The sequence below is a fragment of the Pseudomonas sp. LTJR-52 genome, from assembly GCF_003691465.1.
Lineage (GTDB): Bacteria > Pseudomonadota > Gammaproteobacteria > Pseudomonadales > Pseudomonadaceae > Chryseomonas > Chryseomonas luteola.
In genome coordinates, this window is sequence record NZ_CP033105.1 from 3,338,120 (window position 1) to 3,358,094 (window position 19,975).

Here is a 19,975-nt window from a genome sequence, read left to right on the forward strand (position 1 = left end):
TGCCCGTGCGCTGCCATTGAGCAACGCACAGGCAACCGGTATGAATGCGCTTAGATATCGCTTTGTGCTAGTGCGGACTTGGTATTCGAGTTAATTGCCTGGTATTTCTTAACCGTACCGTCTTCATCGACCAGGACGCGCAGGCCCTTGGATTGTTCAGAGGCAGCGAGAAAGCCCGAATTAAAATAGGACCAGTACAGCATTTCATAACCCGACTTGCGGATTTTGGATTGAGGCTCGCCAAACATGGCGATGAGCTGCGAGCGGGTCGTCTGGCCCTCGACGATCTGCCCTACCTGCTTTTCGTCGATGTTGCGCCCGCTCATGACGCAGCCGGTTGTCAGTAACGTGATCAGACTTACTACTACTAAACCACGCATGGTTTCCATCCCCCGTTGTACAGATGACTTTCTTGTTATGTTTTGTCCATCCTATCTATCCCATATGACAGTTCGGTTGGCTAGATAGCTTCATCAAATTTATTTGTGCAGAACGGGCGGGCCAGTGGAGGGGATCAGAGGTATCCAGGCAGGCGCCCGAATCAGTTATTCAGGCGCCTGCTGCTATCAGGTAGCGCTCTACTCTTGAACGTTGCTCTTGTTCATGCGGCGCAGAATGCCTTCGGGCACGCCTTCTTTAACATCAGGCTGGGAAGCGTAGTCTTCTGAAACGGGCTCCAGATCATGGTCGTGCAGCCAGATAAGGGCATATTGGCTGACCTGAGTAGCCTCATAGGCTTCCCAAGCCTTTTGGGCCTTTGGGAAGTTCTTGAGTTCGTAGTCAAAGGTGCGTAGCGGCTTGCGGTCGGTCAAGGCGCGGGAGAGCACCGGATGTGCATGGGGGTCATGAAGGTCGAACAGGAAGGCTTCGCGCATGGCTACGCGCTCGGCGATGCCCAGTGGTTCGATGGGCACGTAGCGGTCTTTCTGGGTTTCGATGGCGTGCAATTCTTCGGCTTCAAAGTCATCCTCGGTCAGATTCAGGAGCTTGCCGGTTTCCAGATCGAGTACGTGGTCGTGTCGGGCCTCACTGGTGAGGACTGATTTGAGCGCTTCGAGGTTTATCGTGATCGGTCGCATGGCTGCACTGACTTACTGTGGCTTATCGATACAGGTATGACCCAGGGATGGCCGGAGGGTGCCCAACATAGGACAAGCAGATACCGCGGCTTTTCACGGTTACGGCGGGAAGCATTTCTCGGTAAGGCGCACCTGTGCCCTGAGTGGGCATTCCAAGGCATTAGCGCCTGCGGCTGACATGGTAGTTACCGCTACGTATCCAGGCGGGACGCTGGCATGTACCGGATGCCAGGGAGGCGTTGATTATGCTGCTCGGTATGGTAATTCCAGGCGCCCAGCGCCGCGCCGCTCTAGGTGCAGCCCCTCATCTACCTCAGAGGAACTGGACGGGCTTGTCGACCATGCCGTGCAGCTCTTCCTGCACGGCGCCAAGGTCAGGCCCGCCTGACCCGTGAAGCAGGCTGGACGCCTTGCCCATAAGGCATGACATTGTTACGGCCAGCGCCCTTGGCTTTATACAGTGCCTGATCCGCACATTTGATGACCTCTTCAGGGGTGCGCGCTGCCACGCCCCGCTCTGCGACGCCCATGCTGACTGTGATAAAGACAATCTTGGCCTCACCGGAGCCACGTTGCTCCCTGCCCCGCTCGTCATCCTGGGGGCGGCTCTGCTTGTCCCGGATACGCAAAGGGTACTCTTCGATGCTACGCCGCACAGCTTCCAGATGCGGCAGGCATTCTTCCAGCGTCTTGCCTGGAAAAAGCAGCGTAAACTCCTCGCCGCCATACCGATACGCACTGCCGCCACCGCCGACCTTGCGCATCTTGCTGGCGACCAGCTTGAGTACCTGATCGCCGACGTCATGGCCGTGGGTGTCGTTGAATTTCTTGAAGTGATCCACGTCGGCCATGGCAATGACGTACTGGTTACCCAGGCGACTCAAGCGCTCATTGAGCGCGCGGCGCCCCGGAATACCGGTCAACTCGTCACGGAAGGCCATGTAGAAGGTTTCATGGATGACCGAGCCGATGATGATGAGCTGAACAAAGCTGATCATTACATCCAGGATCTGGGGCTCGATAAAGACCTTGGACCACATCCACATCAGACAACCAATAGCCACAATAGGCGCCGCCGTCTGCGGCCTTGGCAAGAGAACATATCGCGTGATGACAAGCCCCAACCCCACGATAAAAGTGAAGTAGGCCAGCTGCGCCAGCTTCATCCAGTCGCCGTGCAGCATGGGCCAATAGATGGTATCGACCGCGTGCAGCATCGCCTCGGGATAGACACGGCCCAGTGCCAGCGGGACGACTGTTGCCACAATCAGTAGCGTCAGCCGGGCAATGCTGTCCTGCAGCAGATGCGCCTTGACCTGCCAGACGCAGTAGACGCCAATCAGCAGTGGAGTCATGACGGTGGCAAGGTGAAAGACCAAGGGCGTTTCAGGGTTGAGCGTATGGGTCTGCTGATAATGGCTGACCTGAAGCGACAATGAAAAATGTGCAATGTAAAGCGTGACCAGAGAAAACAGTTGGCTCTGCCGCTGATAGACCACACATAAGGCTCCTCCCAACAACACCAGAAGCGTTGGGAGTACACTGAACAGCGATGCCATGAAAGCCGTGCCCGGCCAATACAGGCTAAGCAGCCACGCCACCGTTGCCAGAAACAAGGGCGGCGCAAAATGAATCGGGCTTTGAGAGAAGCGGTTCCGCACAAGAAAATCCTGATAACTACGTTCACCGCCACGCGATGAAACAAATCGGATAATGAATGGTTACTGGCCTACCCTGGCAGCCTGACCTGCACGATCCTGTCTGCACCTTGCACAGCCAACAGCTGCTTCACCACGCGGAGCGATGGCCATTCGATATCAAGCATGCGTGCGGAGCATACACCTTGACGCCAATAATCTGTAATCGTCTTTACTGTAACGGCCGTCTCGCTGAGAACCTTAACGCTAAATTGAATCCTCATTAAGAAAACACGTTAATTGCTTGATTTATAAATAAAATTTACTAACCGAATCAATCAGTACCGCTCATGAACTGTTGCCTTCAATATCAAATCGACAGCACTCAGAGGTCTACCAGCGGCCTGATCCGACAGAAGGATAAACACGGAAAGGTTAGTGGCCCTGTGTTGCAAAGCGTGCAGCGCAGCGAGTCTCTTCTGCCTTGAGTAAACCGCTGTGCTCATGTGCCGCGACCCGATTGATGTCATTCAGGCCACCTTGGTACGGATACCCCGTAAACCGCAGTAAACACGCCTCACCGCTTCATGAAGAGCACAGCCCCTCACCTCGATTGATTCAAGTCAATCGAGAGCGAATTAGTCCGCTGCCTAGGCAAGGGCTACCGGCATCACCTGCTAGGCTACATCGGACATACCCTTGCGAGGCTCCAGCCACTGTAGCGTCAGCTCTCATGGGCCTGGGCTAGTAGTCTGCGCCCTTCCATCTGGATGCCATTCGGAAGCCCTGCTGCTTATCAGCCGCTTTGGCGCCTCCTTTATTAATGGATAAGACGTGTCTTTAAGCAGTAGCCATGATCTTGATTACGTTTTTCCGCCTCGCCCTATGGCATAACAGCTTTCAAAGAGCGTGGCCTCGTTATGTTTACTGAGCGCTTCATGAAATCGAATCTTTCCGCGAATGATGATCTACTCGAACACCCCACCGCGCAGCAGGTGATGCTCAAGCGGCTGGCCCGCATCGAAGGCCAGATTCGGGGCCTTCAGGCCATGATCCGGCGCGGAGAGCGCTTCGAATCGGTGGCCCAGCAGTTTTCTGCCTCACGCAGTGCGTTGGAAAAAGCGTATCGCCTGATGCTGACAGCATTGATTGAAGAAGCCATGAGCGATCCGGATCAGGACAGTGCCGAGGCGCTGGCCAAGGTTCGCGAGGTTTTCATCCGCTACACCTGACCCCTGCGGCAAACTGCCATCCCTTGAGGGATGCTTCTACTCTGATTTCATTGCGCCAGATCAATAGATAGCACCCTGCCATCGTCTCTAATGCCGATACTCCACGGAGTATCGATTATGAACTCGCCCTTCAGCTTTCTTAAACACCGCTTGGCCAAGGAGATCGCCGTGATTCTCCTGATCAAGCTGACCCTGCTCATGGGCATCAAGGCCCTCTGGTTCGACGCGCCCACCGTTCCCAAGGACGGCACCGTGGAAATGAGCCAACGCCTTTTGGGTGCCACTCCCGCTTCGCTTAAAATTGAGGAGACACCGAGATGATCTCGGAACAAGTCGTCGACCTGTCGCGTCTGCAGTTTGCCATGACGGCGATGTATCACTTTATCTTCATTCCCCTGACGCTGGGCATGGCCTTCCTGCTGGCCATCATGGAAACGGTCTACGTCATGACCGGCCAGCAGGTCTACAAGGATATGACCAAGTTCTGGGGCAAGCTCTTCGGGATCAATTTCGCCCTGGGGGTCACTACCGGCCTGACGATGGAATTTCAGTTCGGCACCAACTGGGCGTACTACTCACACTATGTGGGCGATATCTTCGGTGCACCGCTGGCTATCGAAGGCCTTATGGCATTCTTCCTCGAATCGACCTTTATCGGCCTGTTCTTCTTTGGCTGGGAGCGGTTATCCAGGAAACAGCACCTGGCGGTAACCTGGCTGGTAGCCCTGGGCTCCAACCTCTCGGCCTTATGGATTCTGATCGCCAACGGCTGGATGCAGAACCCGGTGGGCGCCGAGTTCAATTTCGAGACCATGCGCATGGAGCTGACCGACTTTGGCGCCCTGCTACTGAACCCGGTCGCGCAGGTCAAGTTCGTGCATACCGTGGCGGCAGGCTATGTGACCGGCTCGGTATTCGTGCTGGCCATCTCCAGTTACTACCTGCTGAAGAAGCATGACGTAGGCTTTGCGCGTCGCTCCTTTGCAATCGCCTCTGCCTTCGGCCTGGCCTCGGTGCTGTCTGTGATCGTGCTGGGTGACGAGTCCGGCTACGAAGTGGGTGACGTGCAGAAGGCCAAGCTGGCCGCCATCGAAGCCGAATGGCATACCGAAGAAGCTCCGGCCTCCTTCACCCTGTTCGGCTTCCCGAATCAGGAAACCATGCGCACCGACTATGCGGTGAAGATTCCCTATGTCATGGGCATTATCGCCACCCGCTCGCTGGACAAGCAGGTAACCGGTATTCATGAGCTCATCGACCAGCATGAAGACCGCATCCGTAATGGGATGGTGGCTTATAGCCTGCTGGAAAAACTGCGTGGCGGTGAGAAGACCTCTGAAAACATCGCAGCCTTCAACGATGTAAAAAAAGACCTGGGGTACGGCCTGCTGCTGAAGAAATACACCCCTGATGTGGTATCGGCTACCGATGCCCAGATCAAGGAAGCGGCCAAGAGCACCATCCCGCACGTATCTGGCATCTTCTGGAGCTTCCGCATCATGGTCGCCTCGGGTTTCCTGATGCTGATCCTGTTCGCCTGCGCCTTCTACGCCGTGGCACGCCGCAACGAGGCCACCAAGACCTGGCTGCTCAAGTTTGCCCTGTTCAGCCTGCCGCTGCCCTGGATTGCCGGCCAGACGGGCTGGTTTGTCGCCGAGAACGGTCGTCAGCCCTGGTCCATTGGCGAACTGCTCCCTACTCACCTGTCGGCTTCCAGCGTCTCTACAGGTGATGTCTGGGGCTCGCTGATCGCCTTGATCGTCTTCTACAGCGGCCTGCTGGTGATCGAAATGTACCTGATGATCCGCTTCGCTCGCCTCGGTCCGTCCAGCCTGCACACCGGTCGCTACCACTTTGAGAAAGGCGCAAAGACCGAACTGCCGCAGGCGCCGGAAGCGGCTGCGACTCCAACCATCATTGCCTGAGAACACCCTTATGTTTGATTACGAGAGTCTTAAACTGATCTGGTGGGTACTGGTGGGGGTATTGCTCATTGGCTTTGCCCTGACCGATGGCTTCGACCTGGGTGCGGCGATTCTGATGCCCATCGTTGGCCGTACGGACAACGAGCGGCGCGTGGTGATCAACACCATTGCGCCCCACTGGGACGGCAACCAGGTGTGGCTGATCACTGCAGGCGGTGCGATGTTCGCCGCCTGGCCGATGGTCTATGCCGCCGCGTTTTCAGGTTTCTACTGGGCCATGTTGGTAGTGCTGTTTGCACTTTTTGTACGCCCGGTGGGATTCGACTACCGCAGCAAGCTGGAAAACACCCAATGGCGTCAGGCCTGGGATTGGGGGCTGTTCGCCGGTGCAGTTGTGCCCTCGGTCGTGTTTGGTGTGGCCTTTGGCAACCTTCTGCAAGGCGTACCGCTGGAGCTGGACAACACGTTGCGTGCCTCTTATCACGGTAGCTTCTGGCAACTGCTGAACCCCTTCGGCCTGCTGGCCGGTATCGTCAGCTTTACCATGCTGGCCCTGCATGGCGGTACCTGGCTGATGATGCGCACCGAAGGTGCCATCAGCCAACGAGCCCGCCACGCCTCGCAGATTCTGGCGCTGGCGTTCCTTGCTACCTTTATCGGGGCGGGTGTCTGGCTGTGGATGGGTGGCATCAACGGTTTCGCCCTGCTGTCCAGCTTTGACGCCAACGCCGCACTGAATCCGCTAGCCAAGGAAGTCGCCCAGACCAACGTCGGCTGGATGGCCAATTACGCTCAATATCCAATGACCAAGCTGGCCCCGGTCATCGGTATCGTGGGTGGGCTGATGGCCCTGCTCTCCTCGACTTCCGGCCGCAGTTGGGTAGCCTTTCTCGGCTCCAGCCTGGCCATTGTGGGTACGTTGTGCACCGCAGGCTTTGCACTGTTCCCCTTCATCATGCCGTCGAGCTTTGATCCCGCGGCGAGCCTGACCATGTGGGATGCCGTCTCCAGTCACAAGACCCTAGGGATCATGCTGGTTGCAGCCTGCATCTTCGTCCCGATCATCCTGACCTATACCCTGTGGGGTTACGTGAAGATGTGGGGCAAGGTGACTACCGCGCATATCAACGACAACCCCCACGGCCTTTATTGATTCATTCGTCTGCTCATTCGGCCGACCCTGCGGAGGCTCAGAACAGTCCCAGGGATCAGCCGGACAGGCCCTAAATATCTTCAGGAGTCATCATCATGTGGTATTTCACCTGGGTTCTCGGTATCGCTCTGGCGTGCGGCTTCGGCATCATGAATGCATTGTGGCTCGAAGCGACTGTAAATCTCGACGAGGAGATCCAGCTGTGATCACTCACGCCCGCCCGGTACTGCTGCGAGGAGGGTTCAGGGTACTCTCCCTGCTCCTCGCCTCGCCGCTGTGCCTGTTGCTGCTCATCTATCCCACTGCGTTTCTGAATGCCGAAGGCCATTACAGCCATAGCATGCTTATGCTGGTGATGTGGGGCGTGGCGGGCGGCTTTGTGCACGGCGTAGGGTTCGACCCTCGGGCGAAAGTCTGGAAGTGGGCCTTTGGCCCTTTGTTAGCCTGGATGCTGATGGCGCTGGGCTACGCCCTGCTGATACAGGCCCGAATGGGTTGACGTATGAGATGCCAGCCTGATTGATGGCTGGCATCCTGTGGTCAGGTGGTCATAAGCGAGTCGGTTGGATGCCGTGATGCAATCTCCAACCGCTCTGCTGGATACCTTACTGATGCGGTTCTTGCGCTCCAGTTGGGTATCGTGTTGCTCAACCCATCCTAATTGCCCTCTCCGTTACTCCGCTCAGCAGGTTGGGTACAGCCCAGCGATACCCAACAGCTATCTTGGACGGGTAATGCTTAATGCCTATTCAGGCGGCAGAGCGGTCGAGTTCATCTCTCAGGGTTTGCGCCAGGGTCTTCAAATCGTAGGGTTTGGAAAGGACCTTGAAGCCATAATCCTTTACCGCGTGCTCGGTATAACCGGTGGCCAATACAATCGGCAAACCTGGATCGCGCTCGCGTAGCGCCAACGCCAGTCCGACGCCGTCCAGACGGCCAGGCATAATGATGTCGGAAAAGATGATGTTGGGTCGTACGCTGGGCGAGCCGGACAGCATCGTCTCGTACCGCTGCAAGGCCTCGTCGGCATTGGCGGCTGTGGTTACTTCAAACCCTAATTCCTCCAGCATCGGTCCGACCACTTCCCTCACCTGCTCGTCATCATCCACCAGCAACACCCGGGCAGACGCAGCAGGCAACGCGCTGTCGGAAGCGGCCTCCTGGTGCTCGATCAATACGGCTTCCCCCAGAGGCAGCATGATTGTAAGGGTCGTGCCTACGCCTACAGCGCTTTCGATCAGCACAGTCCCCCGCGCTTGCCTGGCAAACCCATAGACCTGGGCAAGCCCAAGCCCGGTGCCTTGCCCCACCTCCTTGGTCGTGAAGAACGGCTCCATGGCCCTGGCCTGCACATCTTCATTCATGCCATGGCCATTATCCTTCACGCACAACGCCACGTATTCTCCCCCTGCCAACCCCTCTACTTCACCGGTCTGGATTACCTTGCGCACCAGCGAGACGGTGATTTCGCCGCCATCAGGCATGGCATCGCGGGAGTTGAATACCATGTTCAAGACGGCCAACTCACATTGAAGCGGATCGAGGAATACCGACCAAGACTGGTCAGGTATTTCCAGCGTGAGCCTTATACGGCTGGGCAAGGCGCCGTCCAGCAGATCGCTCATGCCCATCAGGACCGTACGCAGGTCCATTGTACGAGCCTCGTCAACCCGGCTGCGACTGAATGCCATTAGCTGGCGAGTCAACTTGGTGCCCCGCTCGACAGACCGGCTGCAGGCTTCGATCGCTTTTTGGGCGCGGGGCGTCGTGGCTGACTTCTCAGCCAGCGCCAACCCCATGGTTAGCGTTTGCAGCAGGTTATTGAAGTCGTGAGCAATACCGCCGGTGAGGCGCCCCAGAGATTCCAGTTTCTGCCCTTGCAGCAACGCCTTCTGCGAGCGCTCGGCCTGAGCAACCGCCTCATCCACCCGCTGGTTCATCTTGGCGTTGGCGCTCTGTATTTCCTCGCTGGCCTTTGCCAGTACGCTGGCAGTGCGGTCCGTTTCAACCATGCCTGTTGTAATGGGCTTGATCGCCTCGCCCCGGCCCAGCGCCTGGGCCGTCTGATCCAGCAGGCGAAGCGGCTGCGCGATTCTGCGCCCCATCCAGAAAGCAAGAAGAATGGCGCACCCCAACAGAATTAGTGACCCTACGATGACAGCAATCGAGGCATGAATAGCCGTACGCTGAATTTCCGCGCGTGGGAGGCCAATAACCACTGACCACCCCGACAAGGGTGCCTTGCTGAAGAAAGAGCGCATGGGCATGCCTTCCAGCGAGACCGAATCGAGAAACCCTTCACTATCGACCATCAGTCGATCCATCAAAGGGCCTGAAGCCTGTCTTCCTACAAAGTCCTGCGGACGGCTACTTCTGGTTACGACTTGAGCCTTGGAATCCATGATGACGCCCAGCCAAGACTGGGGCAGCTGCTGCTCTTTAAGCACCGTATCCATCTGCGAGGCAAACGAGCCCATTGCAATAAAGTAGGCGACCTGCCCATCACGAAAAACAGGCCGCCGGACCGCAAAGCTGTACTCTTTCCCCACAGGCGCGACATACAGTCCGCTCACCAGTAATGGCTTGTTGAAGTCAGTGGCATTGATTTCAGCGTTAATGCTATGGGGAAGGTCTGCACCAAAAGGTCTACGGGTATTGATTAGCTGTTGCCCGTCCAGGTCGAACAGGATGATGGAGTTTTCCCAGGTCTGGGTAATCCGTCGCGCATGCCTGTAGAAGGCCTCAAGGTCGTTGCGCTCAAGGGAAGGTGAAATGGCCAAAGTCGAGATAATGGCATCACGCCTGAGCAGGTCACGGTCAACGGCCAGCGAAAGCGCCCGGGTGGTGGCCCGCATGCTCTCTTCCACCTTGCTTCGCTGATCCTGGTAGACGTAGTAGATGGCGAATGTAGAAGCCAACAGTGTCGGAGCCAAGATGGCTATTACCAGCGTAATAAGCTTGGCGCGGATCGACATACTGCTGCGACCTTATTCAAAGGTGAATATGCTTGAAATTCTAGGCCCCTTTAGGGAGTTTGACTATTACTAGCCAAGGGCCTTCTAGCGCCTCCTGTATCAAGACGCACCGCCCGCCGCCCTGCTGCGCCTTTCTTAAAAAATGAAGTCTTATGCCAGGCGGTGTTGTCGACTGGACAGTACTAGCAGCCAGGCATCTCTTCATGTGTGGACGATTTGCGCAATACCGGACCGCCATAGACTATATCGAGGCGCTCAAGACATCGGTCGACTTTGCAGGCGGACTCGACCCCATGCCCATTGGCCGTTACAACGTGGCACCTGGCACCCGGGTGCAATTGCTGCATGAAGAGACCGAAGGCATCCGCTTCGATCCAGTGCCGTGGGGATATGCACCCTTTTGGGCGCGTGATCCCGAGTCACACAAGCCCAAGCGGCCTCCTGTCATCAATGCCCGTGTAGAAACAGCGGCCACCAGTAAAATGTTTCGCAGCCTGTGGAAGCATGGAAAATCACTGGTAGCAGCTGATGGCTGGTATGAATGGAAAAAGGATGCCGATGACCCCAAACGCAAGCAGCCTTACTTCATCAAGCTGAAGTCAGACGAGCCGATGTTCTTTGCCGCCATTGGACAGTTTCATCGTACCGACCAACACGAACATGAAGATGATGGCTTCGTCATCATCACGGCGGCTGCCGATGAAGGCATGATCGACATTCATGACCGACGGCCGCTGGTATTGACGCCTGAAGCGGCCCGGGAATGGATAGAGCCAGACCTCTCACCCGAACGCGCCGAGGAAATCGCCCAGGACGGCGCGATCTCTGTCGACCAGTTCGAGTGGTATCCGGTGAACAAGGCTGTCGGCAGTGTTCGTAACGACAGCCCTGCCCTGCTTGAGCGAGAACCCAAACCGTTGGTGTAAGCCAATCAGTAGCCCGACAGCGCCGGGCTTTCGTATTCAGAAGATGTCGAGTGGGTAATCCGCGATCAAGCGGAACTCGTTAACCGACCCGCCCGTCGAGGCAGCGCCACGGTGCCACGCCTGACGAACGCGCAGGGACAGATCCTTTGCCGGCCCCTCCTGAACGACATACTTGGCCTCCAGGTTGGTTTCACGCTCTTTGTCATTATGATCGTAGGCATAACCTGTTACCGCACCCGCCTCGTCTCGGGATACGTAGGCACCGCCAGCGTCCGCATGAGTACCGTCGATGTCATAGCCATAGATGTAGCGGGCCATGAAGCTCAGACCTGGCACGCCATAGGACGTCATGTCCAGGTCGTAACGCGCCTGCCAGGACTTTTCATTCGGTGCGTTGAAGTCAGACCACTGGATCGAGTTGGCCAGGAAGATCGAATCACCGCCGCCGCCTGCGCCATTGTTGCCGAAGCCTACGTAATCAAAGGGCGTATCGCCGTGAATGCGCTGGTGCGCCAGCGTAAAAGTATGCGCGCCTAGGTTATAGGCCGCTGCCAGAGACCAGGCCGTGTTACTGATAGAGCCCGCCTCGGCACGCCCTTCATCATTGGTACGGTAGATGTTAAAGTCGAAGGTTAGCGACTGATCATCCTGCAAGGGCAGCGCATAGTTGACGTTACCGTAGTATTGACGCCAGAGGTCCTGGAATTCCGAGCCATACAGCGAGACACTGAGGTTGTCATTAACCTGATAGGCGCCACCCAGGTAGTCGACCTTGCGGGTTTCGACGCCGGCATAGGTCGCCCACAATCCGCCATCGGTGCTGGTAGAGGTTGGTTCGGTACCCGCCGTGAAATGCCCCAGGTCCAGGGTCAGACCATCGATTTCCTTGCTAATGATGTTCAGACCACGTGCAGTCTGCGGCAATAGTCGGCTGCCACCTGCCGCGAACACCGGGGCCGTCGGCTGCATTTCGCCATACTTCAGAATAGTGTTGGAAATTCGCAGCTTTACCGCGCCGCCAGCCTTTGAATATTCATCCTGGGTTTCGCCACTCGAGTTAACCTGGACATTGCCACTGCCAGCATGGCCATTACCGCCGTCGAGTTTAAGCGCAAGATACCCGAAGGCGTCTACCCCGAAACCTACCGTTCCCTGGGTGAACCCCGATTCATAATTGGCGAGAAGACCATAGGACCAGTCGCGAGGATCACGCTGGTTATGCGCGTTTTCGTGGTGGCCATCGCCTTTGACCTGGCGATTGAAGTACATGCTGCGATTCAGGAGTTGAAGATGGCTGTCTTCGATAAACCCATTGGAATCCGCTTGACCGGCGAAGGCCATTGTACTGCTGCAAGCCATTAACGAGAGGGTTAGCGTGCTCAGTCTAAAGGTCTTCATCAGGGGTGGCTCTCCTTAAAAATGGTGCACCGTAAAAATCGAGAGGTGCAAGATCTCATTGGCAGTCGAGATTCAATTCATTTGTCGTTTGTCTTTATGGTACGCATCGCTTTCCACGGCTCGGCATTTCAGCCAAAGGCCCGGTGCAGACAACGCGTTGCCTGCCCAGTGTGCCATTAAATTGCTTAGCAAACTAACCTCATAGGCATACCTGTGCCGGTCGAGATGAGCTGTCTTAGCAAAGATGAAAGGGACAGTTAAAGCCGAACCAGCTGAATGAGCAGGTTGGATCCTCACTTCGCCCAAACGGTCACATTTTGCAAAAGCGAAACTGATGAGACACAAACAGCTGTCGGCCAAGCGCTTTTGTAAGCGTCAAGCCTTGCTGGAATGCGGACCCACGTCCGTCTGGCGTTTCGAGCCAGAGCCTTCCCCTCTTGCTTTTCCAAAATAGTGATGCCAGACACCCATAACTGGAAATGCGCATGCTGACAAGCCTTGCCGTAAGGTAGCAATTACACATATGGTTACAAGCGCGTGACTCAAAAGAGCCTGATATTTGTAACCAGATACGTCAGGGCCGATTATTCCAACATCGAGTGTGTACCCATGGCGAACAACTCCAAAGGCAAAGCCATCTTCCGGGTTGTCAGCGGCAACTTCCTGGAAATGTACGATTTCATGGTGTATGGCTTCTATGCCACCGCCATTGCCAAAACCTTCTTCCCCGGCGACAACCCCCTCGCTTCGCTCATGCTGTCCCTGGCAACCTTCGGAGCGGGCTTTCTGATGCGTCCTCTAGGCGCCATCTTTCTAGGGGCCTATATCGACCGTCATGGCCGTCGCAAGGGATTGGTCATCACATTGGCCCTGATGGCCACCGGAACCTTGCTGATTGCACTGGTGCCCGGCTATGCCACGCTGGGCGTGCTTGCGCCCATCCTGGTATTGCTGGGCCGTCTTCTGCAGGGTTTCTCGGCGGGTGTCGAACTGGGTGGTGTATCCGTTTATCTGGCCGAGATCGCAACGCCCGGCCGCCGCGGCTTCTTTGTCAGCTGGCAGTCAGCCAGCCAGCAGGTAGCGGTGGTCTTTGCCGGCCTGCTGGGCGTCATGCTCAATCGTCTCCTGTCTCCAGAAGACATGGGTGACTGGGGCTGGCGTATTCCCTTCCTGATTGGCTGCCTGATCGTACCCGTGCTGTTCATCATTCGCCGCTCGCTGGAGGAGTCGCCCGAGTTCCAGGCGCGTCACCACCGTCCAACTCTGGGCGAGGTAATCCGCTCCATTGGCAGCAACTTCGGCCTGATCATCGCCGGGATGGCCATGGTCTCGATGACCACAGCATCCTTCTATTTGATCACCGCCTATACCCCGACCTTTGGCAAGACCGAACTGCACCTGAGCGACATCGACAGTTTGCTGGTCACCATGTGTGTAGGAGTTTCGAACTTCATCTGGTTGCCTGTGATGGGTTCGCTATCGGACCGGATCGGACGTCGCCCCTTGCTGATCGCAGCAACGGTTCTGGCTATTTTTACGGCCTACCCTGCACTGATCTGGTTAACGAACGAGCCCTCGTTCACCCGTCTGCTGCTAGTCGAGCTATGGCTGTCTTTCCTGTATGGCAGCTATAACGGCGCGATGGTCGTGGCCCTGGCTGAGGTCATGCCGGCTGACGTACGGACTACAGGCTTTTCGTTGGCCTACAGTCTGGCCACGGCGACCTTTGGCGGCTTCACCCCGGTCATCTGTACCTGGCTGATCCATACGCTGGACAATCGTGCCGCACCGGGCATCTGGCTGACGTTGGCGGCCGTACTTGGCCTGACGGCTACGCTGGTTCTGTTCCGCCGCAAGGATCTGCAGGGCGCGGGTCAGCAGGCACTGAGCTCGCAGTAACCCTCCCTGGCAGGGCATGAAACGCCATACCGCTTCATGCCCTGCACGCTCTACCCTCCGCTTGTCTGCCACTGAAATTCTTTGATTCAGTGTGTGCACCATCCCTTGAATCGCGGGTCGAAGGCCACATTAAAAGGCTGATTATTCAGCATCAATGACCCGACGCCACGATTCCATCATGCCAGCCCGCAAAATACTGCATGATGGACACTCAGGTTGAATCTGATGTCCATGAGGTACGCGTCTGGCGACCTCGCTTTTCTTACGAGGATAAGCAATGCCTGCATCTGTTATTGCCGAGCTTTTACAACAGCATGAACGCGAGTTGTTAGAGGAATGGGTCACTGCGCAACGCTCAGCAGGTATTCGTACCGATCTGATTGATGAGGAGACGGTCAAGAGCAATTCTAAAGAAATGCTCAAGCTATTGACCGTTGCGGCTGCCGAAGGCCTGGATGATCTTCATCATGACCAGTGGAGCCCGGTTAAGGCCATGCTGGATCGTCTGTCTCGCAGCCAGAGCCGACAAGGATTTTCACCGTCTGAAACGGCAACTTTTGTCTTCTCGCTAAAAGAGCCTCTTTTTGCACGGATTCAGGCGCAGTGCGCCAATCCGGTAGAGGTGGTATGGATTGCCAGCAAATTACTGGACAAGCTCGGCCTGTATTGTGTTGAAAGCCACATGGAAAGCCGTGAGGCGATTATCCGCGAGCAGCAGGAAAGCATGCTGGAGCTCTCGACCCCTGTCGTTGAACTCTGGAAAGGCATCCTGGCCATCCCCCTGATCGGCTCGCTCGACAGCAACCGTACCCAGATCGTGATGGAAGCCCTACTGGAAAAGATCGTCCAGACCGAGTCCGACCTTGCCATTATCGATATTACCGGCGTGCCTACTGTGGACACCATGGTCGCCCAGCATTTGCTCAAGACAGTGACCGCCGCCAAGCTGATGGGCGCCAAGTGCATCATCAGTGGTATTCGTCCGCAAATCGCCGCCACCATCGTCCATCTGGGCGTAGAGCTCGGTGACGTCGTGACCAAAGCCTCGCTGGCCGATGCATTCCAGATGGCTCTGAAAGAGCTCAACGTTCGTCTCGTTTCTGCTACGGCACGCTAAGGAGCCGCCATGGTAGACAAGATCCCTATTCTCAAAATGGGCAAATACCTGCTCTTGTCCATCCAGGTCGACATGCACGACCAACTGGCCCTGGACCTGCAGGAAGATTTGACCAATCAAATCGTCAAGCACCGAGCCAAGGGCGTGCTGATCGATATCTCTTCCCTGGAGATCGTCGACTCGTTCATTGGCCGCATGCTGTCCCACATTGCCAATGTCTCTCGCATCCTTGACGCCAAGGTCATCGTCGTGGGCATGCAACCTGCCGTCGCAATCACGCTCGTCGAATTAGGCCTGTCACTCGACGGCATTGCCACGGCATTGAATGTAGAAAAAGGGATGGCCCGTCTGGAACAGATGGTCGCGGATGATGAACTCCTGGAGCTAGAGCGTGGCGAAGAAAGACATACTTCCGCTGAAGCAGGAGACTGACATTGTCCTCATCCGGCAGCGTGTACGCCAATCTGCCGAGACAGCCAAGCTGGGGCTTGTCTCACAGACCAAGATCGTTACGGCCGCAAGCGAGATTGCCCGTAATGCTCTGATTTACGGCGGCGGCGGCGAATGCGTGATCGAGGATACGATGCGTAACGGCCGCAGCGCCGTTCACCTGGTCATCACCGACCAGGGTAAGGGAATCGATGACATCAGCAAGGCCATGGTGGACGGCTATACCTCAGGCAATGGTCTGGGCCTGGGCCTGAGCGGTGCCAAGCGGCTGGTGGATGAATTCGCAATCGAAAGTGCACCCGGCCAGGGTACACGTGTGGAGTTGTGGAAGTGGCGTTGACCCCATTGTATTGCAGCCAGACATTCTCGGTTTCCGATGTTGCTCACGTGGATGCTGCGCGCCGGGCGGTCATCCGTCATGCCCGCGAACTGACCGATGACGAAGAAGTACTGGGCAAGCTGACCCTTGTTGTCCAGGAGCTGGCACGCAATCTGGTCAACCATGCCGGCGAAGGCGAGTTGTACCTGAGCCATAATAACCATGAGCTGGACCTGATCGCAGTCGATAGCGGTCCAGGCATGGTCAACGTGGCGCAGTGCCTGAGCGACAACTATTCCACCAAGGGTACGATGGGAGCCGGACTGGGGGCGATCCGGCGTATGTCTGATCGCTTCGACATCTACTCGCAGCCGGGCAAGGGCACTATTGTATTTTCCCGAACGCAATTGGCGCCCTCGCCTCTAGGCAAGCAGTTTGAAGACGGTGTGTTGTGCACCCCGCATCCGCGGGAGGAAGTGTGTGGCGACAGCTGGGCTGTGCTGAACAACCGGATTATGGTGTGTGACGGGCTTGGGCATGGCATACAGGCCAGAGAAGCCAGTGCTAAGGCTCGGGATATATTTCTCAACCACCCCACCGGCCTTCCCCTGACCGAGCTGATGGAGCGCATGCACCGTGCCCTGACCAGTACACGTGGTGCAGCCCTGGCCTTTGCTGAAATTCTACCGGAACAAGGCACCGTCAATTTCTGTGGTGTTGGCAACATTGCCGGCACCCTGATGGCAGATCGGCCGCGAAGCATGGTCTCGGCCAACGGTACTGTTGGCTACAAGATAGGCCGCGTACAATCCTTTTCCTATCCCTGGGATGAATCTACCGTGCTGGTCATGAATTCGGATGGTATCAATTCCCGGGTCAACCTTGCAGGGTATACCGGCCTGCTAGGCAAGCATCCCGCCATTATCGCCGCCCTGATTCATCGTGATTTCAAGCGCTCAACGGATGACGCCACGGCGCTGGTAGTACGTCATGTCTAATGACCGCCTGATTTCTAGCCTGCGCATCGAAAGCGAACAGGACATCGTCTGGTGTCGCCAACGTGCCAAGCAGCTTGCCGATTGGATTGGGCTAACCAGGCTTGACCAAATTCGCGTTGCCACTACGGTTTCTGAGTTGGCACGCAATATCTACCAGTACGCCAGGCAGGGTCGATTCAGCTTTTACATGATGAGCTCTAGTGAAGGACGCCTGAGCGGCCTGTGCTTTGAAGCGCAGGACAACGGTGCAGGCATCCAGAATCTGGACGATATCCTTAATGGCAGCTACGTCTCTCAGACCGGTATGGGTGTAGGTCTGCGGGGCGCTCAGCGCCTGATGGACGATTTCCAGATCGACACCTCTTCGAGCGGTACCCGAATCCGCGCCGCCAAATACCTGTCCGTACCCAAGCCCTTTCCCAGCGAGGCGGAGCTGAGTCGGCTGCTGCATCAGCTCACCGACAAGAGTGCGCTGGACCCTTACAAGGAAATGCAGCTCCAGAGCGAAGACCTGCTGGTGACCACCTCGGAACTGCGCGCCAAGCAGCAGGAACTGGAGGACACCAACAAGGAACTGGAGGAAACCAACAAGGGGGTTGTGGCCCTGTACTCCGAGCTGGAAAAGACCGCTCAGGAGCTGCAGGATGCCAGCGAAGCTAAGAGTCGCTTCTTCTCCAACATGACCCATGAGTTCCGGACGCCGATCAACATTATCGAGAACATCTCGAAGCTCCTGATCTCCGGTCAGGACGGACCACTGAATGGAGAACAGTACCGTCAGGTCAAATTCATCAGTGATGCTGCTGCCGAACTCTCAACCTTGGTCAATGAGCTACTGGATCTGGCTGAAGTGCAGTCCGGTCGAATGAAAGTCATGGCTGAACCGTTCAGCCTGAATGAACTTCTGGAGCGAATCGAAGCCTTTGCCGCCGCGCTTTCGTTCCGCTACGAGAATGTCAGCTACCGGCTCGACCGCCTGCCGGAAGACATCATTCTGAATACGGACCGGGAGCGTCTGTTCCAGATCCTGCGCAACCTGATTTCCAATGCTTTCAAGTACACGCCCAAGGGTAGCGTGACGATTCGCTGTTTCCGTCCGGACGACCAGCAGATCGAATTCATGGTGGCCGACACCGGGATCGGCATTTCCGAAGAAAACCAGAAAAAGGTATTCGACGAGTTCTACCGGATCAAATCACCGGGCCGGAAGAACATTGAAGGGACGGGGCTGGGCTTGTCCCTGGCGCAGAAGGTGGCCACCCTGCTCAAAGGCGAAATTGATCTGACCAGCCAGGAGGGCGTGGGCAGCAAGTTCTACCTGCGCATCCCGATAGCGCTGGAGGAAAACGCCTCCACACTCGAGCAGAACGCCCTCGCCGGCATGACGATTCTGCTGATCGACGACAGCGAAGCCGATCGCTATATCGTTACCCGCGCCCTGGAAAGCTACGCCCCGATCATGATTGAGGCTGATAGCGCCAAGGCCAGCATGGACAAGCTCAATGCCGTGCGACCGGATATCATCTTCCTTGACCTCGATCTGCCGGATACCAGCGGTGAAGAGCTGCTGGAGAGCATGGACTGGTCCATGCACCGTCGCGTCCTGGTCAACACGGCCAAGGCTCTTAATGATGAAGAGCTGGCCCGTCTCAGACCCTATTGCCATGCCATTCTGCAAAAATCCCAACCTGGGTATCTTGAGCAGTTGCTCTGTCAGGTACAGAGTTTGTCCAGGAGCTTGAGAAATGAGTGACCGTAAGCGCATCGTCATCATTGATGATACGGATGCGAACCGTTATGTGCTGCGGAAGATTCTGCTGTCCCAGCCTGACTTCGATATTCTCGAGGCCGGAAGCGGCAGTGCTGGCCTCGAGCTGATCAACGATCAGACCAGCCTGGTGATCATTGATATCAACCTGCCGGACATGAGCGGCTTCGAACTGATTCAGGCCATTGAAAAGAAGCTGGATCAGAACAAGATGCCGGCCATTATCAATATTTCGGCCACGTTCGTCAGCGGCAAGGACAAGGCTATGGGGCTCAACCAGGGCGCCCAAGCCTATCTGACCCACCCGATCAACCGGGACGAAGTCCTGGCTACCATTTCGTCCCTGCTCAAATCGAGCACTCGTCTGGCGAGCATCGAAAACCAGCGCAACGTCGCCATTGCCCGCAGTGAAAACCTGGAGGCCGAAAAGATCATGCTGGAGCGCTTCATGCGTTCGCTGAACCATGACCTTCGCTCCCCGCTGACCGCCGCGACCATGGTAGCCAGCCTTATGCGTCGCACACCTGCCCGACGCACCGATGACATGCTGAAGCTGCTCGAGGAAAACCTGCAGCGTATGAATCAGATGATCACGAACGTACTGGATATTTCCCATACCAGCCTGGGCGGTGGGATCAAGCTGCACGGTGAAAAGCTGAGCCTTGGTACGCTGCTTGGCGAGGCGATCAGTAACCTGCGGATTCAAGTACAGAACGAGATCACGCTCACCCTTGAGTCACCTGAACAGCACGTCTATTGGGACAAGCACGCCCTGCTGCGCATCATCGACAATCTGATCATCAATGCTGCCAAGCATGGAACAGCTGATACGCGAATCGACGTCAGCCAGACGATGTCTGCCGAGCGCATTGTCTTGTGCGTTCGCAACCAGGGCCGGATGCCTGACGAGGTATTGGTCAACCTGGCAACGCCTTATTTCATTTCCACCCGCAGCGATGATCGCGGCTGGGGATTGGGCCTTCCCATCGTCAAGGCGCTGTGTGAAAGCTTTGGCGGCCATGCCGAATTCAAGAATATTGACGACCACGTCGTGGTAGAAGTCCACCTCCCCTCTACGGTGCCATCCACCTGATTGCTG

General features: G+C 56.5%; 19 protein-coding genes. 14 read left to right on the forward strand and 5 right to left on the reverse strand.

All coding sequences use genetic code 11. From position 1 onward, the window contains the following. Window positions 1-50: 50 nt before the first annotated feature. The 3 genes from EAW52_RS15650 to EAW52_RS15660 form a co-directional block, all read right to left on the reverse strand. The gene (locus EAW52_RS15650; RefSeq protein ID WP_162997650.1) at window positions 51-380 is read right to left on the reverse strand and encodes a hypothetical protein; all 330 of its coding nucleotides are present in this window, start codon (window positions 378-380) and stop codon (window positions 51-53) included. A gap of 198 nt (window positions 381-578) precedes the next feature. Further along, a complete protein-coding gene (locus EAW52_RS15655) occupies window positions 579-1,079 on the reverse strand; it encodes a UPF0158 family protein (RefSeq protein WP_074827676.1) in 501 nt (166 codons plus the stop codon). A 374-nt stretch (window positions 1,080-1,453) separates the two neighbouring features. Then, complete coding sequence (locus EAW52_RS15660; protein ID WP_122043158.1) at window positions 1,454-2,740, reverse strand: diguanylate cyclase; 1,287 nt, start codon at window positions 2,738-2,740, stop codon at window positions 1,454-1,456. Between the two features lie 914 nt (window positions 2,741-3,654). On the opposite strand from EAW52_RS15660, the gene EAW52_RS15675 reads away from it, so the two are divergent. The 6 genes from EAW52_RS15675 (at window position 3,655) to EAW52_RS15700 (ending at window position 7,525) form a co-directional block, all read left to right on the forward strand. Beyond that, on the forward strand, window positions 3,655-3,948 hold the full coding sequence (locus EAW52_RS15675; protein ID WP_033352800.1) for a metal-sensing transcriptional repressor: 294 nt from the start codon (window positions 3,655-3,657) through the stop codon (window positions 3,946-3,948). 117 nt (window positions 3,949-4,065) lie between these two features. Then, window positions 4,066-4,269: a cytochrome oxidase putative small subunit CydP gene (cydP, locus tag EAW52_RS15680; protein ID WP_010797548.1), complete on the forward strand. Its 204-nt coding sequence runs from the start codon at window positions 4,066-4,068 to the stop codon at window positions 4,267-4,269. Then, a complete protein-coding gene (locus EAW52_RS15685) occupies window positions 4,266-5,873 on the forward strand; it encodes a cytochrome ubiquinol oxidase subunit I (protein ID WP_122043161.1) in 1,608 nt (535 codons plus the stop codon). The genes cydP and EAW52_RS15685 overlap by 4 nt, the downstream gene beginning before the upstream one ends. Window positions 5,874-5,883: 10 nt before the next feature. Beyond that, window positions 5,884-7,026 (forward strand): cytochrome d ubiquinol oxidase subunit II, encoded by a 1,143-nt coding sequence (gene cydB, locus EAW52_RS15690; RefSeq protein ID WP_122043162.1) that lies wholly within the window; start codon window positions 5,884-5,886, stop codon window positions 7,024-7,026. Window positions 7,027-7,121: 95 nt separating this feature from the next. Then, the gene (gene cydX / locus EAW52_RS15695) at window positions 7,122-7,232 is read left to right on the forward strand and encodes a cytochrome bd-I oxidase subunit CydX (protein WP_122043163.1); all 111 of its coding nucleotides are present in this window, start codon (window positions 7,122-7,124) and stop codon (window positions 7,230-7,232) included. After that, window positions 7,229-7,525, forward strand: coding sequence for a cyd operon YbgE family protein (locus EAW52_RS15700; protein ID WP_122043164.1), 297 nt, complete (start codon window positions 7,229-7,231; stop codon window positions 7,523-7,525). Before cydX ends, EAW52_RS15700 begins: the two co-directional genes overlap by 4 nt. A gap of 250 nt (window positions 7,526-7,775) precedes the next feature. On the opposite strand, the gene EAW52_RS15705 is transcribed toward EAW52_RS15700, so the two are convergent. Then, on the reverse strand, window positions 7,776-10,001 hold the full coding sequence (locus EAW52_RS15705; protein ID WP_122043165.1) for an ATP-binding protein: 2,226 nt from the start codon (window positions 9,999-10,001) through the stop codon (window positions 7,776-7,778). A gap of 203 nt (window positions 10,002-10,204) precedes the next feature. Here EAW52_RS15705 and EAW52_RS15710 point away from each other — a divergent pair, with 203 nt between their 5' ends. Further along, entirely contained in the window at window positions 10,205-10,927 is a 723-nt protein-coding gene (locus tag EAW52_RS15710; protein ID WP_122044823.1) for an SOS response-associated peptidase family protein, read from the forward strand. Between the two features lie 36 nt (window positions 10,928-10,963). Here EAW52_RS15710 and EAW52_RS15715 read toward each other — a convergent pair whose 3' ends face one another. After that, complete coding sequence (locus EAW52_RS15715) at window positions 10,964-12,325, reverse strand: OprD family porin (protein ID WP_010797541.1); 1,362 nt, start codon at window positions 12,323-12,325, stop codon at window positions 10,964-10,966. A gap of 609 nt (window positions 12,326-12,934) precedes the next feature. Between EAW52_RS15715 and EAW52_RS15720 the strand changes: the two genes are divergently transcribed. From EAW52_RS15720 to EAW52_RS15750, 7 genes are all read left to right on the forward strand, one after another. Next, the gene (locus EAW52_RS15720) at window positions 12,935-14,224 is read left to right on the forward strand and encodes an MFS transporter (RefSeq protein WP_010797540.1); all 1,290 of its coding nucleotides are present in this window, start codon (window positions 12,935-12,937) and stop codon (window positions 14,222-14,224) included. A 277-nt stretch (window positions 14,225-14,501) separates the two neighbouring features. Further along, window positions 14,502-15,341 carry an STAS domain-containing protein gene (locus EAW52_RS15725; protein WP_019366609.1) on the forward strand — a complete coding sequence of 280 codons (840 nt, stop codon included), beginning with the start codon at window positions 14,502-14,504 and terminating at the stop codon, window positions 15,339-15,341. Between the two features lie 9 nt (window positions 15,342-15,350). Then, window positions 15,351-15,773: an STAS domain-containing protein gene (locus EAW52_RS15730; RefSeq protein WP_010797538.1), complete on the forward strand. Its 423-nt coding sequence runs from the start codon at window positions 15,351-15,353 to the stop codon at window positions 15,771-15,773. Then, window positions 15,733-16,131 carry an anti-sigma regulatory factor gene (locus EAW52_RS15735; protein ID WP_010797537.1) on the forward strand — a complete coding sequence of 133 codons (399 nt, stop codon included), beginning with the start codon at window positions 15,733-15,735 and terminating at the stop codon, window positions 16,129-16,131. Before EAW52_RS15730 ends, EAW52_RS15735 begins: the two co-directional genes overlap by 41 nt. After that, window positions 16,122-17,108: a SpoIIE family protein phosphatase gene (locus EAW52_RS15740; RefSeq protein ID WP_019366610.1), complete on the forward strand. Its 987-nt coding sequence runs from the start codon at window positions 16,122-16,124 to the stop codon at window positions 17,106-17,108. Before EAW52_RS15735 ends, EAW52_RS15740 begins: the two co-directional genes overlap by 10 nt. Continuing rightward, the gene (locus tag EAW52_RS15745; protein ID WP_122043166.1) at window positions 17,101-18,861 is read left to right on the forward strand and encodes an ATP-binding protein; all 1,761 of its coding nucleotides are present in this window, start codon (window positions 17,101-17,103) and stop codon (window positions 18,859-18,861) included. Before EAW52_RS15740 ends, EAW52_RS15745 begins: the two co-directional genes overlap by 8 nt. After that, window positions 18,854-19,969 carry a response regulator gene (locus EAW52_RS15750; RefSeq protein ID WP_122043167.1) on the forward strand — a complete coding sequence of 372 codons (1,116 nt, stop codon included), beginning with the start codon at window positions 18,854-18,856 and terminating at the stop codon, window positions 19,967-19,969. Before EAW52_RS15745 ends, EAW52_RS15750 begins: the two co-directional genes overlap by 8 nt. Window positions 19,970-19,975: the final 6 nt, after the last annotated feature.

What these genes read in the sequence shown, in the direction of transcription:
- EAW52_RS15650 (WP_162997650.1), bottom strand. Translation starts at nt 380, where the DNA reads ATGCGTGGTTTAGTAGTAGTAAGTCTGATCACGTTACTGACAACCGGC.
- EAW52_RS15655 (WP_074827676.1), bottom strand. Translation starts at nt 1,079, where the DNA reads ATGCGACCGATCACGATAAACCTCGAAGCGCTCAAATCAGTCCTCACC.
- EAW52_RS15675 (WP_033352800.1), top strand. Translation starts at nt 3,655, where the DNA reads ATGAAATCGAATCTTTCCGCGAATGATGATCTACTCGAACACCCCACC.
- cydP (WP_010797548.1), top strand. Translation starts at nt 4,066, where the DNA reads ATGAACTCGCCCTTCAGCTTTCTTAAACACCGCTTGGCCAAGGAGATC.
- EAW52_RS15685 (WP_122043161.1), top strand. Translation starts at nt 4,266, where the DNA reads ATGATCTCGGAACAAGTCGTCGACCTGTCGCGTCTGCAGTTTGCCATG.
- cydB (WP_122043162.1), top strand. Translation starts at nt 5,884, where the DNA reads ATGTTTGATTACGAGAGTCTTAAACTGATCTGGTGGGTACTGGTGGGG.
- cydX (WP_122043163.1), top strand. Translation starts at nt 7,122, where the DNA reads ATGTGGTATTTCACCTGGGTTCTCGGTATCGCTCTGGCGTGCGGCTTC.
- EAW52_RS15705 (WP_122043165.1), bottom strand. Translation starts at nt 10,001, where the DNA reads ATGTCGATCCGCGCCAAGCTTATTACGCTGGTAATAGCCATCTTGGCT.
- EAW52_RS15710 (WP_122044823.1), top strand. Translation starts at nt 10,205, where the DNA reads ATGTGTGGACGATTTGCGCAATACCGGACCGCCATAGACTATATCGAG.
- EAW52_RS15715 (WP_010797541.1), bottom strand. Translation starts at nt 12,325, where the DNA reads ATGAAGACCTTTAGACTGAGCACGCTAACCCTCTCGTTAATGGCTTGC.
- EAW52_RS15720 (WP_010797540.1), top strand. Translation starts at nt 12,935, where the DNA reads ATGGCGAACAACTCCAAAGGCAAAGCCATCTTCCGGGTTGTCAGCGGC.
- EAW52_RS15725 (WP_019366609.1), top strand. Translation starts at nt 14,502, where the DNA reads ATGCCTGCATCTGTTATTGCCGAGCTTTTACAACAGCATGAACGCGAG.
- EAW52_RS15730 (WP_010797538.1), top strand. Translation starts at nt 15,351, where the DNA reads ATGGTAGACAAGATCCCTATTCTCAAAATGGGCAAATACCTGCTCTTG.
- EAW52_RS15745 (WP_122043166.1), top strand. Translation starts at nt 17,101, where the DNA reads ATGTCTAATGACCGCCTGATTTCTAGCCTGCGCATCGAAAGCGAACAG.
- EAW52_RS15750 (WP_122043167.1), top strand. Translation starts at nt 18,854, where the DNA reads ATGAGTGACCGTAAGCGCATCGTCATCATTGATGATACGGATGCGAAC.